A 14437-nucleotide genomic window follows, 5' to 3' on the forward strand; every position below is an offset into this window, starting at 1 on the left:
AAAGGGTTAGTCAGTAAACGATCGCGACAACCCATTTTTTAAATTATTCCCTTAACGTCATTCTGACAAATCGTTATTTTTTTAAGAATCTTCGCATGAAAATAATAATCGAATAATAGAATTCAATGGTTTGTTGTTAATAACATTCTGTCGGTCGAGCTGTTTCGCCATTTCTATTATAAAACCCTAATAAAAAAGCACGCCGGCGGCGTGCTTTAGGTTGATGAGATCGCGCTTATTGCGGATAAGGCACCCAGTCGCCGCCGTTCAGGCGAATGTAAGGCTTGCCCTGATATTGCATCACGATAGCGTTGTCGTTTTCGGAGATGACCGGGGTCTGCGGCAGCCCCTGCGTCAGTGTCTGCCAATCGACGCTGGATTCGCTGAAGACCTTGCCGTCCACCAGGCGCGACACCAGTTCAGACAGCGCCAGATAGCTGCTCGGCGTTTTGATCTGCAGCGGACTGCCCTGATGCGGCGCCTTCATGCCCACCAGTTTGATGCCGACCGGCGTATGGGTGATGTTCGGGCTGGGGATATCGCGCAGGCCGGACATCTGCATCTTGTCACCCACTAACGCCGCCCCGTGTTCCGGCACGATCACCACCACCACTTTGCGGCCGGATTTTTCCAGCTGATCGAGGAAGGTGTTCAGCTGATCGAACAGCTTCTGCGCGCGTGGCTGATAGTCGGCGCTCTTGTTGGCGCCGACGAAGCGGTTGCCGTCGTGCAGCGGGATGACGTTGAAGAAGGTAGCGGTACGGCCGTCGCCGCCTTTTTGCTGCTGATCCAGCCAGCGGGTCAGCAATTCGAGATCGTTATAAATCGGCTCACCGTCGAACGACGTCAGCTCGTTGCCGATGCCGGCCTGCGACATTAACGGCGCCTGCATGTCGCCCTGTTCACGCAGCTCTTTCAGGTAGTTGCCGAATACCCCGGAGTGATCGAGCATCAGCTGTTCCTTGAAGCCGAGTTTTGTCAGGTTGTCGAACAGGTAACACTGCTGGTTCACCGGCTGGTACAAATCATGATGCGAAAGCTGGCCGCAGCTGGCGCGCAGCAACCGTATCGAGGCCGGGCCGCTGTAGGCAGTGGCCGAATTGAAGCTGTCGAACATGATATCCATCTTCGACCACAGCGGATGATTCTGCAGGTTGACCGCGTCCATATCGGCCCAGGCCAGCGAACAGATGTTGATCACCAGCAGATCGAACGGCTGGGCGTCGGCGGGCAAGGTGGTCGGGAACGCGGTGGCGCGGCCTTTTTCCCGGTCGTAGAACTGGTTCAGGTAGGCCGTCAGGTTGGCGCTGGTCGGCGGCAGGCTGTCCGCCGGCGCAGCGTCCCCCGCCGCCGGCGCGGCCGTGGCCGGCGTATTGGCGCTGCCGGCCGAGGCTGTGGAGGTCGCGGGCAGCAGTGAGACCGCCGGCCCGGCAATGTTGACGATATTGAGCCACACCAGCGCCGCCACGGTGAATACCGTGACGCGCACCCATTGCGCGACGAACAGGTAGGCGATAAACAGTACGAAGGCCGCGCCGATCATCTGCCAGTTGATAAAGCGGTTGACCAGTTCCAGCAGATACTGGGCGCTGAAGCCGGCCAGCTGCGACCCCTGGCTGAGAATGCTGTTGATGCCCGGCAGCCAGGTGTCGTGGTAGAACAAGGCGATGCCGATCGGGATGGCGAGGTAGTGGCGCCAGCGATGCAGGCGTTGCGAAGGGATCGGCATCAGCAGAAACGCCATGAACACCAGGTTCGGCAGCGCGTGGAAATTCAGGTAGCCGAACCACAGCAGGGCGAATTTAGCCAGAAAATAAAGGTTCCAGCCACCCAGCCCACGCCAGTAGCGCCACAGAGCGTTATCGGATTGCGTATTCGAGTTTCGATTCATGGCTGCTTCTTACGTTTAATCTGAGATGAGGAGCCAGTGCGCACCCACAAACCGGCGGATTTCAAATAGCGCGGCGATAACAACAGGTTTTGCCAGTATTGACGCAAATGCGGAAAACGCCGGTGAAAGGCGTAGCCCAGCGGGATGAAGATCAGCGCGCACAGCAGGATCAGTTGCACGATGTCGTTAAGGTTCAGCATGCGGTTCCTCCTGCGGGCCGAGCGACAGCGTGAAGGCGACCGGCTGCCGCCGTTCTGCGGGCACCTCGGCCGCCGCCACGCTGGGGCGCGGCGCGGTGCCGGCGGTGCCGGTGGCCGAAATCTGCCAGCGCCCTTGGGCCATACGCTTGATTTCCGAAATGATATCGACGTCTTGGTGCCACACCACCCGGTTGCTGAAGGCTTCATCCACCGGCAGGCGGAAGATGAACTTCAGCGCGGTATCCAAATCGTTGATGCGGCAGGTGGAGAGGAACAACACCAGCCGCCCCTGCACCACGGTCATCACGTCGCCGAAGCGCCGCAGGTGGCACAGGGTCATCGCCTGTTCGGCGCGCAGGCCGGTGGCCGGGCGCAACGCCACCATCACCCCTTTGCCGTCCTCGGGCAGCAGCGTGTTGCCCATCAGCGAAAGCACCGCCTGGCTGAACGGTTCCGGCCGCATATAGCCTTTGAGCTGCAGCGGGCGTAAACCGGCCAGTAACGCATCGATGTCGGCGGGCACATGGCGTGAGAAACGCTGCCCCTGGATGCCCTCGAGCATGGTGAGAAAACGCGACAGCGGCGCGACGTGCGGCACGATCAGATTGGCGCCGCAGGCCAGCAGCAGCCGTTCGTCGCTGTAGCGCAGGCTGGCGCTCATCTCGCGCACCGCGATTTTCAGGCCGCTGCCGCGGCTGCGTCGCAGGGTGTGGATCTGGTGCGCCAGGTGATCGATTTGGTCGCTTTGATACAACGCGAAAATCAACGTTGCCGAGAGTCTCAGCATGCCGTGCTGCGCCAGTTCGTCGTTGCTGTCCAACAGCTGCCAGTTGGCGGACAGCGGTGGCGCACCCTCCAGAATGCTGCGTTCGGCCAGATACTGACCTTCGTCGCTGCGCAAGGCGGTGGGGGAGGGTTGACTATTTTCATCCTCGCCTTGCCAGCCGCCTTGCGCGGCGTACAACGTCAGCAGTTGATTGGCGTTGATGCCGTTTTCGGTGCTCCACCAGTTCACCAGATATTGCGCGCTGTCCTGCTGCCATTGCAGGCTGGATAGGCCGTTCAGGATACGATGTTGTGCGCTGAGCTGCCCTTTAAGCTTATTGATGCCGCCGCCGTGGCTGAGGATCAACAGCGTGCAGCCCTGCCGCCGCAGCCAGGCGGCGAGGGTACGTGTCCACTCGCGCAGCTCTTCGGTGGTGAAGGTTTGCCACAGGCTGGCGTGGGCCAGCAGGATAAGCAAGCGATTCTGCGGCCGCAGGGCGCGCATCAGATCGTCGCTCAGCTGCGTCAGCGCGGCTTTTTTCTCTGGTAATTGATACAGCGGCAGCTTTTGCAAAGCGGGCGAAGCCAGCTCGGCCAGCAGGCTTTCGGGTTTGTCGCCGCTGCAGATCAGGGCGACTTTGTGAGTGGCCGGCTGGGCGGCGATCACCTGGCGACACAGCAACGCGGCGTCGCTTTGCCTGTCGATATTGATCCAATAGAGCCCCGGAGCCTGCATCACCGAGAGCTCTTCCCAAATCTGCCGAATGCCTAGAGAAAAAGAGTGCGCCATAGGATGTGTTCTACTTTCGTTGAAAGCCGACTAAAGGCGTTTATATTTAAAGATAGCCATTTTTACTCTGGCAATAACAAATATCCGACGCTATTCGGCAATATTTGTTGAGAATCATCTTATTGCCTGTCTCTTTTTGTATCGTTGCTATAGTTAATTAACATAGCCTATTTTCGCCAAGGCGGAAGAATGAATAACGCACCTACCCATTTTCGTGCAGCGGCACCTGGGGAGAGCCAGGATGACCTGCAGGCGCTCAGCCAGGCTTTTTCATTGCCGAAATTAAGCTATGTCGATATTTCGCGGCAGGAGCGGCTAACGCACATGATGACGCGCTGGTCACTGTTGGCCGAATTGGCGCAGACTGCGGGGAGCCATTGATCTATGCCGGTGATCGCGCTGCAAGGGCTGCGGGGTGGGATGGGGACGACGTCGGTCACGGCGGCGCTCGCCTGGGCGTTGCAGCAGCTGGGTGAGTCGGTGTTGGCGATCGATTTCACGCCGGATAATCTGCTGCGCTTGCATTTCAACACGCCGTTCGAACTGGCACGCGGCTGGGCCCGCGCGGAGCAGGACGGCGGCGGTTGGCAGGAAGGCGCGCTGCGTTATTGTGAAAACCTCGATTTTCTGCCGTTTGGCCGCCTGAATGCGGCGGAACGGCTGGAAGTGCAGCGTCAGTGTCAGCAGCTGCCCGAACGCTGGCGCGACAACCTGCGCCAACTGAGCGCCGGCGATCCGCAGCGCTGGATCCTATTGGATGTTCCGATCGGGGACGGCGCTCTGGCGCAGCAGGCGCTGCAGCTAGCCGACAGCGTGTTCATGCTGTTGAACCCCGACGCCAACTGTCAGGTACGGCTCCATCAGCAGACGCTGCCGAACGACTGCCGGTTCCTGGTCAATCACTACTCCTCCGCCAGCCAGCTGCAGCAGGATTTGCATCAGCTGTGGCTGCAAACCCTGAGCGGTCTGTTGCCGGTGGTGATCCACCGCGATGAAGCGCTGGCGGAAGCGCTGGCGGTCAAACAGCCGCTGGGCGAGTACCGCCCCGAGAGTCTGGCGGCGGATGAAGTGCTGACGCTGGCCAACTGGTGCCTGATCAACCTCAAACGGGGTGTTGCGCCATGAGCCGGGTGCTGAGCCTGCTGCTGGTGCCGCCGGTGCGTCAGGCGGTGCAGGCGCGCTACCGCGGCTATCGCCGCAACGGCGCGTCGGCGCTGACCGCGTTTTTTGCCACGTTGCTGGTGGCGCTGGGGTGGATGCTGCTGCGCTTTGAATCACCGGCCTGGCAGCGTGTGCGTACCGGCCGCGCTTACTGGTTCCCGCATCTGTCCGCCGAACGCCCACGCCCGGCGGATGCGCTGCGCTATCTGCTGCAGGGCCTGTGGCTACTGCTGTTCCGCAGCGGCCGCGCGCCAGTGCAGCGTGACTATTTCGCTGGGTGGCGTCGGCTGCAGCAGCGCTACGCCGATTGGCTGCAGGGCCTGCCGCAGCGGCTGAAAAACGCCGGCGTGGAACAGCGTTCGGTAGAGCGCCTCGGCCGCATGAACCGCGGCATGCGACGCGCGCTGTTTATTCTGGTCGGCGTGCTGGCGGCGATCCTCGCCATGCTGTGCATCTCGCAACCGTTCGATCTGTCGGCGCAATTCGTGTTCGTCGTGCTGCTGTGGGGGATCGCGATGGTGGTGCGCCGGGTGCCGGGGCGCTTGCCTGCGCTGATGCTGATCGTGCTGTCGCTGACCGTCTCCTGCCGTTACCTGTGGTGGCGCTATACCGCCACGCTGAACTGGGACGATCCACTTAGCCTGGTGTGCGGTCTGTTGCTGTTGGTGGCGGAAACCTACGCCTGGGTGGTGCTGGTGCTGGGCTATTTCCAGACTATCTGGCCGCTTAATCGCCAGCCGGTGCCGTTGCCCGCTGACAGCGCGACCTGGCCAACCATCGATTTGATGGTGCCGACTTACAATGAGGACCTCGGGGTGGTGAAGCCGACCGTCTATGCGGCGCTGGGCATCGACTGGCCGAAGGAAAAGGTGAATATCTATATCCTTGATGACGGTAATCGCCCCGAATTCCGTGCGTTCGCCGCCGAAGTGGGGGTGAAATACATCGCCAGGCCGACCCACGAACATGCCAAGGCCGGCAACATCAACAACGCGTTGAAGCAGGCCACCGGCGAGTTCGTGGCGATTTTCGACTGCGACCACGTGCCGACGCGCTCTTTCCTGCAGCTGACCATGGGCTGGTTCTTCAAAGACAAAAAGCTGGCGATGCTGCAGACCCCGCACCACTTCTTCTCGCCGGATCCGTTCGAGCGCAACCTGGGGCGTTTCCGCCAGACGCCCAACGAGGGCACCTTGTTCTACGGGCTGGTGCAGGACGGCAACGACATGTGGGACGCCACCTTCTTCTGCGGCTCTTGTGCCATCTTGCGCCGCAGCGCGCTGGACGAGATCGGCGGCATCGCGGTGGAAACCGTCACCGAAGACGCCCACACCTCGCTGCGTTTGCACCGGCGCGGGCATACCTCGGCCTATATCCGCATTCCGCAGGCTGCCGGGCTGGCGACCGAAAGCCTGTCGGCGCACATCGGCCAGCGCATTCGCTGGGCGCGCGGCATGGTGCAGATCTTCCGGCTCGACAACCCGCTGCTGGGCAAGGGGCTGAAACTGGCGCAGCGCCTGTGCTACGCCAACGCCATGCTGCACTTCCTGTCGGGCATTCCGCGGCTGATCTTCCTCACCGCACCGCTGGCGTTTTTGCTGCTGCATGCCTACATCATCTTCGCGCCGGCGCTGGCGATCGCGCTTTATGTGCTGCCACACATGATCCACGCCAGCCTGACCAACTCGCGTATCCAGGGGAAATACCGCCATTCGTTCTGGAGCGAAATCTATGAAACGGTGCTGGCCTGGTATATCGCGCGGCCGACCACGGTGGCGCTGTTCAATCCGCACAAGGGCAAATTCAACGTCACCGCCAAGGGCGGACTGGTGGAGGAGGAGCACGTAGACTGGGTGATCACCCGACCTTATATGTTCCTGGTGATCCTTAACCTGGCCGGGCTGGCGTTCGGCGCCTGGCGGCTGGCCTATGGCCCGACGGACGAGGTGATGACGGTGATCATCAGCCTGGTGTGGGTGCTGTACAACATGACCATTCTCGGCGGCGCGGTGGCGGTGGCGGTAGAGGCCAAGCAGGTGCGTCAGGCGCACCGCGTGGAGATCGCCATGCCGGCGGCGATCGCGCGTGCCGACGGCCACCTCTACCCCTGCACGCTGCGCGATTACTCCGACGGCGGCGTGGGCATTGAGATGCGAGTGGAAAACGCGTTGAAAGACGGCGACAAAGCCTCGCTGCTGCTCAAGCGTGGCCAGCAGGAGTACAGCTTCCCCTGCGTGGTGACGCGCGCCTTCGGCAACAAGGTGGGGGTGCGTCTGGTCAGTCTCTCTACCCGTGAACACATCGATTTCATTCAGTGCACCTTCGCCCGCGCCGATACCTGGGCGCTGTGGCAGGACGGGTTCCCTGAAGACCGGCCGATCGAAAGCCTGCGCGACGTGCTGGCGTTGGGCTTCCGGGGCTATGTGCGCATGGCGGATTACGCGCCGCCGCTGGTGCGCGGTCTGCTGGTCGGAGTCACGTCGCTGACCGCCTGGGTCGTGTCGTTTATTCCACGCGGCGTCGGCAGGGATCCGACCTTGGGTCAACAAGAAACAGTGGGTTAGCTGCGAGTTCAACCGCCCGCTCACTCGCCCGGTGAACAGGCTCCAACATTGATGATGATACGATGACGAGAAAAATAACCTGGTTAACTGCTCTGGCCTTAGGCATCAGCACCCTGTCGCAGGCCGAAACCGCCACCGCGCCGACCGTGGCGGCCCAGCCGCCGATCGCCGCGGCGGCCGATACGGCGACCGCGCCACCGCCGGCCGCCGCGCCGCAGGATCCGAATGCGCCGGTGCGCGACGTGTCGCTGCCGTTTGCGCAGATAGCGCCGCCGCCGGGCACCTTTGTTCTGCGCGGCACCCGGCCCGACGGGCAGATCGAATTCGGCGTGCGCAGCGATGAGGTGGTCTCGCAGGCGATGCTCGATATGGAGTTCACGCCGTCGCCGGCGCTGATCCCGGTGGAGTCGCACGTCAAGGTCTACCTGAACGACGAGCTGATGGGGGTGACCACGATCGCCAAGGAGCAGTTGGGTAAGCCCAATCGCATCCAGATGGCGATCGATCCGCGCTATATCACCGATTTTAACCGCGTCAGGCTGGTGTTCGTCGGCCATTATCAGAACATCTGCGAAAACCCGGCCAGCACCTCGCTGTGGCTCGATGTCAGCAAATCCAGCGCGCTGAAGCTGCGTTTCCAGACGCTGCCGGTGAAAAATGAGCTGTCGCACTTCCCTGAGCCGTTCTTCGACAGCCGCGATAATCGGCCGCTGACGCTGCCGATGGTGTTCGCCGGCCAGCCGGATCTGGCCCAGCAGCGCGCGGCGGGCATTCTGGCCTCCTGGTTCGGCAGCAAGGCGCAGTGGCGCGGGCAATCTTTCCCGACACTGTACAACGCGCTGCCGGCGCAGCACGCGGTGGTGTTCGCCACCAACCAGCAGCGTCCGGATTTCCTGCGCGATTATCCGGCGGTCAACGGCCCGACGGTGGAGATGATCAGCCACCCCGACAATCCGTACGTCAAACTGCTGCTGATTCAGGGGCGTGACGACAACGATTTGATCACCGCGGTGAAGGGCATCGCGCAGGGCAACATCCTGTTCCGTGGCCAGAACGTGACGGTGGACAAGGTGGAGCAGCTCGCGCCGCGCCAGCCTTACGACGCGCCGAACTGGGTGCGCACCGATCGGCCGATGACCTTCGCCGAGCTGCAGCAATATGCCGAACAGCTGCAAACCAGCGGCATCGAGCCTGGCCCAATTTCGCTGACCATGAACCTGCCGCCGGACCTGTTCCTGATCCGCAGTACCGGCATCGATATGCACCTGAAATACCGCTATACCGCGCCGCGCATTCAGGACGGTTCGCGGCTGAGCGTCAGCCTGAACAACCAGTTTGTGCAGGCGTACTCGCTGGTGCCGGAACACGAACAGGGCGCGCAGCTGCTGCGCCTGCCGTTGACGCAGGGGCTGCTCGACTCCGACAAGAACGTCAATATCCCGGCGCTGCGGCTGGGGGCTACCAACCAGCTGCGCTTTGACTTTGACTACACCACGCTGCTGGCCAGCGGCGCGGAAGGGCGCTGCGAAACCTATTCCTTCACGCAAAACCACGCGGTGATCGACGGCGCGTCTACCATCGATTTCTCCGGTTACCGCCACTTTATGGCGATGCCGGACCTGCGCGCCTTCGCCAACGCCGGCTTCCCGTTCAGCCGCCTGGCAGATCTGTCGCAAACGCTGGTGTTGGTGAATCAGAAACCGCAGCCGGCACAGGTCAGCGCGCTGCTGAACGCGCTGGGTGTGATCGGCGCGCAAACCGGCTATCCGGCGCTGGCCTTTACGCTGAGCGACGACTGGTCGCAGGCCAAGGATCGTGACGACGATATCCTGATGGTCGGCACCATTCCTCAGGCGCTGCGCGACGACAAGAAAATCAGCCTGCTGGTGGACGCGACCCAAAGCTGGGTGAAACAACCGACGCGGCAGCCGCCGCTGCCGAGTGCGGAAGTGCTGGCAGAGGACACCAAGCCGGACAGCAAGACCACCGTCAGCTCCGAGGGCGCAATGTCGGCGATCATCGGCGTACAGTCGCCGTTCAACGACCAGCGCAGCATCGTGGCGCTGTTGGCGGACAGCCCGCGCGGCTATGAGCTGCTCAACAATGCCCTGCTGGACAGCGGCAAGCGCGCCGCGGTGTTTGGTTCGGTGGCGGTGATCCGCGAATCAGGGGTCAACAGCCTGCGCGTCGGCGATATTTACTATGTCGGCCACCTGCCGTGGTGGGAGCGGCTGTGGTATGCCCTCTCCACCCATCCGGTCCTGCTGGCGGTGATCGCGGTGGCGCTGGTGGTGATCCTGGGGCTGATGCTGTGGCGCGGCCTGAAGGCCTTCAGCCGGCGTCGTCTGGCGCCTGAAGATCGGGATTGACGGCGGTGAGCGCGATGCTGCAACGCTTGTCGCTCGGCATGCTGCTGCTGTGTGCGTTCAGCGCGGCGGCGGCCTGCGAGTGGCCGGGCTGGCAACAGTACAAGCAATTCTACATCAGCCCGCAGGGGCGGGTGATCGATCCGAGCAGTCCGAACAAGATCACCACCTCCGAGGGACAGAGTTACGGCCTGTTCTTCGCTCTGGTGGCCAACGACCGGCCGACCTTCGATCGGCTGTTGGCCTGGACGGAGAACAACCTGGCGGCGGGCGATCTCAGCGCCCGTTTGCCCGCCTGGCTGTGGGGCGAGAGCGACGACAAGCAGTGGAAGGTGCTGGACGCCAACTCGGCGTCAGATGCCGATCTGTGGATCGCTTATAACCTGCTCGAAGCCGGCCGCCTGTGGAAAAGCCGGCGTTATCAAACCCTGGGAACGCTGCTGCTGCAACGCATCGGCCGCGAGGAAGTGGCCGACATCCCCGGCCTGGGCCTGATGTTGCTGCCGGGCAAAGTCGGGTTTGTGGCGGAAGATCGCTGGCGGCTGAACCCCAGCTACCTGCCGCCGCAGCTGCTGGCGCGTTTTGCGGCGCTGAACGGCCCGTGGCGCGCGATGCGCCAGGTCAATCAGCGGCTGTGGCTGGACAGCGCGCCGCACGGCTTCTCACCGGACTGGGTGGTGTGGCGAGTCGGCACCGGCTGGCAGCCGGATACCGTCAAGCCGAACGTCGGCAGCTACGACGCGATTCGGGTCTATCTGTGGGCCGGCATGCTGGCGGACGACGATGAGCATAAGGCGGCGCTGCTCGCACGCTTCCAGCCGATGGCGCAGCTCACCGCCAAACAGGGTGTGCCGCCGGAGAAAACCGATACCGCCAGCGGCAAAACCACCGGTGACGGTCCGGTCGGCTTTTCCGCCTCAATGCTGCCGATGTTGGCGACGCAGGCCGAGGCGCTGGCGACACAGCGGCAACGCATCAGCGAACATCCGCCGGGTGACGACGCTTATTTCAGCGCCTCGCTGACGCTGTTCGGTCAGGGGTGGGATCAACAACGTTATCGCTTTAATCGTCAGGGTGAATTGCAACCCTCGTGGGACGGCCAATGCACAACTTCAAAATAAACTGGCTGAATTTGATTCCGCTGAGCCTGGCGATGCTGCCGCAGGCGCGCGCCGCGGAGGCCGTGGCCCCGGAGCAGTGGCTGCTGGAGCAGGTGCGCATTGGCGAGGCCGGCAACAAGGACGATCTGGTGCGCCAGTCGCTGTACCGGCTCGAGCTGATGGATCCGAATAACCCGGACGTGATCGCCGCGCGCATGCGTTTGGCGCTGCGGCAGGGCAACATGGCGCTGGCGCAACAGCAGTTGGACAAGCTGAAAACCCTCGCGCCGCAGTCCAGCGCCTATCGCCAGGCGCAAATGAACATGCTGCTGACCCAGCCGGAAACCCGGCAAAAGCTGCAGCAGGCGCGCCTGATGGCGACCGCCGGCCGGTTGCCGGAGGCCAAGGCGCAGTACGATGCGCTGTTCCACGGCGAGCCGCCGACGCTCGATCTGGCGGTGGAGTATTGGCGGCTGGTGGCGCGTTTGCCGGGGCAGGAGGCGAAGGCGTTAAAGCAGTTGCAGGCGCTGGACCAGCAATATTCCGGCAACGTGGCGCTGCGCATGTCGCTGGCGCGCATGCTGTTCAGTCAGAATCAGGACGCGCAGGCCTATGAACTGCTGCAGAAGATCGCCGCCGATCCGGCCGGGCGCGGCGATGCCGCCGATCTGTGGCTGGACAAGGTCAAAGCGATGCCGGTCAACGCGCAAAGCGTGGCGGCGCTCAACCGTTTCCTCGGCGTGTTCGACACCGGCGATCAGGCGACCCGCGCCCGCGAAGAGCTGGCCAGACAGCAGAAGCTGTTGGCCGATCCGGCTTATCAGGCGCGGGTGCGCGGCCTGGCGCAGGTGGATAAAGGAGGCAGCCGGGCGGCCATTCCTGAGTTGCAAAAGGCGTTGGCGGCGGCGCCGAACGACGCCGAGGTGCTGGGGGCGCTCGGCCAGGCCTACTCGCGCGCCGGCAACCGCCCGCAGGCGCTGAAACTGTTCCGCCAGGCGCTGGCCGCCGACAAGAATGGCTACGGCAGCGGCAAATGGCAAAGCCTGATCAAAAGCACCGGCTACTGGCTGGCGATCGACGAGGGCGACAAAGCGCTCAAGGCCGGCAATCTCGCGCTGGCCCGGCAGAAATATCAGCAGGCGCGCCAGCTCGACGACAGCGACGGCGATGCGTTTATCGGCCTGGGCGATGTGGCGGTGGCGAGCAAGGATGACGCCGCGGCGGAAGGGTTTTATCAGCAGGCGCTGCGACGCGATCCCGGCAACGGCAGCGCGCTGCGCGGCCTGGTGAATATCTATCAACGGCAGTCGCCGGAAAAAGCGTTGGCCTACCTCAGCGGCCTGCCGCGCAGCCAACAGGCCAAGCTGCGCAGCACCTTCGACGGGCTGCGGCTCGACATGTTGAAACAGCAGGCGGAGACGCTGGCGCAGCAGCAACAGTGGCAACAGGCGGTGGAAATTTATCGCCGCGCCCAGGCGATGGATCCCGACGATGTCTGGCTGACCTATCGCTACGCGCAGGCGCTGCGTCAGGCTGGGCAGCCGCAGCAGGCGGACGCTCTGTTCCGGCAGCTGGCGCAGCGCCAGCACGCCAATCCGCAGCTGACCTACGCCTATGCGCTCTATCTTTCCGGCAGCGATCGCGACAGGCAGGCGCTGGCGCAGCTCAATACGCTGCCGGCGGCGCAGTGGAACGACAACATGCGCGAACTGGCGCAGCGGCTGAAAATGCAGGCGACGATCGCGCATGCCGAAGGGCTGCGGGCGGCCGGTGACGAACCGGCGGCGGAAGCCTATCTGCGCCGGCAGCCGGCGGACACGCGCATCGATTTGCTGCTCGCCGACTGGGCGCTGGCGCGCGGGGAGTATGCGGCGGCGCTGGACGACTATCAGCGGGTGAAACGCCGTGAACCGAACAATCCGGATGCGCAGCTGGGCGAGATCGAAGCCTATGTGGCGCAGGGAGATCTTGACGCGGCGCGCCAGCGGCTGAAAACCGAACCGCAGCCGCAAGACGCTTCGCTCAACAGCCAACGGCGGGTTGCCAACGCCTGGAGTGCGGTCGGCGATGCGCAGCAGGCCGACGCGCTCTTCGGCCGGCTGAAAACGGCGGCGGCTTCAGAACCCGTCGGGCAGACCAAGGCGCTGATCTACCGTGATGCCGCCCGTCTGGAGCGGGCTCAGCAACAGCCTGAGCGGGCGCAGCAGGATTTCCGGCAGGCGATGGTGGCCGGCGGCATCACGCCGACGCTGCCGCAGGATAATGACAGCTACACTTATTTGACGCGCAATAACGCGGGCGACGACTGGCTGAAACGCGGCATCCGCTCCGACGCCGCGGATCTGTATCGACAGCAAGACGTGAACGTCACGCTCGATCACGATTACTGGCGCTCGAGCGGCACCGGCGGCATTTCCGACTTCAACGCGCACGACACCATGCTGCAGGTGGACATGCCGCTGTATGACGGGCGCGCCTTCTTGCGCACTGACACCGTGCAGCTGGATGCCGGCCGCTTCTCGACCGACGGCAGCGGCCACTATTACGAGACCTTCGGCACTTGCAACACGCAAGGGTGCCGCGGCGATGAACACCAGAAAACCACTGGCACCAGCGTGGCGGCCGGCTGGAAAAACGATCGCTGGGCCGCCGATATCGGCACGACGCCGATGGGCTTTGAGGTGGTCGACTGGACCGGCGGCCTGGCCTACAGCGGCGACTGGAACCACATCGGTTGGACGCTGGCGGCCTCGCGGCGGCCGATCTCCAGCTCGCTGCTGGCGTTCGGCGGTGCCAAAGATCCGAACACCGGTACCACCTGGGGCGGCGTGCGCGCCACCGGCGTCAGCCTGAGCGCCAGCTACGATCGCGGCGAGGCGAACGGCGTGTGGGCAGATCTCAGCGCGCACCAGATTACCGGCAAGAATGTGGCGGACAACCAGCGGCAGCGGTTGATGGCCGGTTACTACTACAAGCTGATCAACGAAGACAATCGCCGCCTGAGCGTCGGGCTCAATACCATGCTGTGGCATTACCAGAAGGATTTGAGTGGTTATTCGCTGGGGCAGGGCGGCTATTACAGCCCGCAGCAATATCTGTCTCTGTCGCTGCCGGTCAACTACCGTCAGCGCACCGAGAACTGGTCGTGGGAGCTGGGCGGTTCGGTTTCGCTGTCCCATTCCAAAACCGACAGCCAGCGCCGTTATCCACTGCAGGGGCTGATCCCGGATTCGTTGCCCGATAAGTTCGCCGTCGAGGACGGCAGCTCCTCAAGCGGCGTCGGTTATACCCTGCGGGCAATCGTCGAACGCCGTCTCAGTTCGCACTGGACGCTCGGCGCCGGCATCGACATTCAACAGGCGAAGGACTATACGCCGAGCCACGCGTTGATTTATCTGCGCTATTCCCTGGCCGGCTGGCAGGGGGATCTCGATTTGCCGCCGCAGCCGCTGACGCCTTACGCCGACTTTAAGTAGTCGGAAGGGGAAAGATTCGGAGTGTCGGACGCCGGGGAGTTTTGTTACCCTGTGTCCGGGTCGTGTTTGTTCGCTTTAGGAAAAGACTGAAACCCGCGATTTTCTTGGTTTTGCCTGCGGCATA

The 14437-nt window shown here is 63.0% G+C and carries 9 protein-coding genes; 6 read left to right on the forward strand and 3 right to left on the reverse strand.

The window, feature by feature from the left end:
* Nucleotides 1-235 precede the first annotated feature (235 nt).
* From bcsG to bcsE, 3 genes are read right to left on the reverse strand one after another with little or no spacing between them, the layout of a single operon-like run.
* Complete coding sequence (gene bcsG / locus ACMGGW_RS23440) at nucleotides 236-1891, reverse strand: cellulose biosynthesis protein BcsG (protein ID WP_049209226.1); 1656 nt, start codon at nucleotides 1889-1891, stop codon at nucleotides 236-238.
* Nucleotides 1888-2091 (reverse strand): cellulose biosynthesis protein BcsF, encoded by a 204-nt coding sequence (gene bcsF, locus ACMGGW_RS23445; RefSeq protein ID WP_004934139.1) that lies wholly within the window; start codon nucleotides 2089-2091, stop codon nucleotides 1888-1890. Before bcsF ends, bcsG begins: the two co-directional genes overlap by 4 nt.
* The gene (gene bcsE / locus ACMGGW_RS23450) at nucleotides 2078-3646 is read right to left on the reverse strand and encodes a cellulose biosynthesis protein BcsE (RefSeq protein WP_197832511.1); all 1569 of its coding nucleotides are present in this window, start codon (nucleotides 3644-3646) and stop codon (nucleotides 2078-2080) included. The genes bcsF and bcsE overlap by 14 nt, the downstream gene beginning before the upstream one ends.
* 189 nt (nucleotides 3647-3835) lie before the next feature.
* Between bcsE and bcsR the strand changes: the two genes are divergently transcribed.
* The 6 genes from bcsR to bcsC all read left to right on the forward strand — a co-directional run bounded on the left by bcsR (nucleotide 3836) and on the right by bcsC (nucleotide 14313).
* Nucleotides 3836-4027, forward strand: a complete 192-nt coding sequence (gene bcsR / locus ACMGGW_RS23455) for a cellulose biosynthesis protein BcsR (protein WP_025304843.1) — start codon at nucleotides 3836-3838, stop codon at nucleotides 4025-4027.
* Nucleotides 4028-4030: 3 nt separating this feature from the next.
* Nucleotides 4031-4771: a cellulose biosynthesis protein BcsQ gene (gene bcsQ, locus ACMGGW_RS23460; RefSeq protein ID WP_025304844.1), complete on the forward strand. Its 741-nt coding sequence runs from the start codon at nucleotides 4031-4033 to the stop codon at nucleotides 4769-4771.
* Complete coding sequence (gene bcsA, locus ACMGGW_RS23465; protein WP_060434820.1) at nucleotides 4768-7371, forward strand: UDP-forming cellulose synthase catalytic subunit; 2604 nt, start codon at nucleotides 4768-4770, stop codon at nucleotides 7369-7371. The genes bcsQ and bcsA overlap by 4 nt, the downstream gene beginning before the upstream one ends.
* Before the next feature lie 62 nt (nucleotides 7372-7433).
* The gene (gene bcsB / locus ACMGGW_RS23470; RefSeq protein WP_197832512.1) at nucleotides 7434-9740 is read left to right on the forward strand and encodes a cellulose biosynthesis cyclic di-GMP-binding regulatory protein BcsB; all 2307 of its coding nucleotides are present in this window, start codon (nucleotides 7434-7436) and stop codon (nucleotides 9738-9740) included.
* A gap of 5 nt (nucleotides 9741-9745) precedes the next feature.
* On the forward strand, nucleotides 9746-10858 hold the full coding sequence (gene bcsZ, locus ACMGGW_RS23475; RefSeq protein ID WP_025304847.1) for a cellulose synthase complex periplasmic endoglucanase BcsZ: 1113 nt from the start codon (nucleotides 9746-9748) through the stop codon (nucleotides 10856-10858).
* Nucleotides 10840-14313, forward strand: a complete 3474-nt coding sequence (gene bcsC, locus ACMGGW_RS23480) for a cellulose synthase complex outer membrane protein BcsC (protein ID WP_197832513.1) — start codon at nucleotides 10840-10842, stop codon at nucleotides 14311-14313. Before bcsZ ends, bcsC begins: the two co-directional genes overlap by 19 nt.
* Nucleotides 14314-14437 lie beyond the last annotated feature (124 nt).

Source organism: Serratia sp. BNK-4, from assembly GCF_048685115.1.
Classification (GTDB): domain Bacteria; phylum Pseudomonadota; class Gammaproteobacteria; order Enterobacterales; family Enterobacteriaceae; genus Serratia; species Serratia bockelmannii.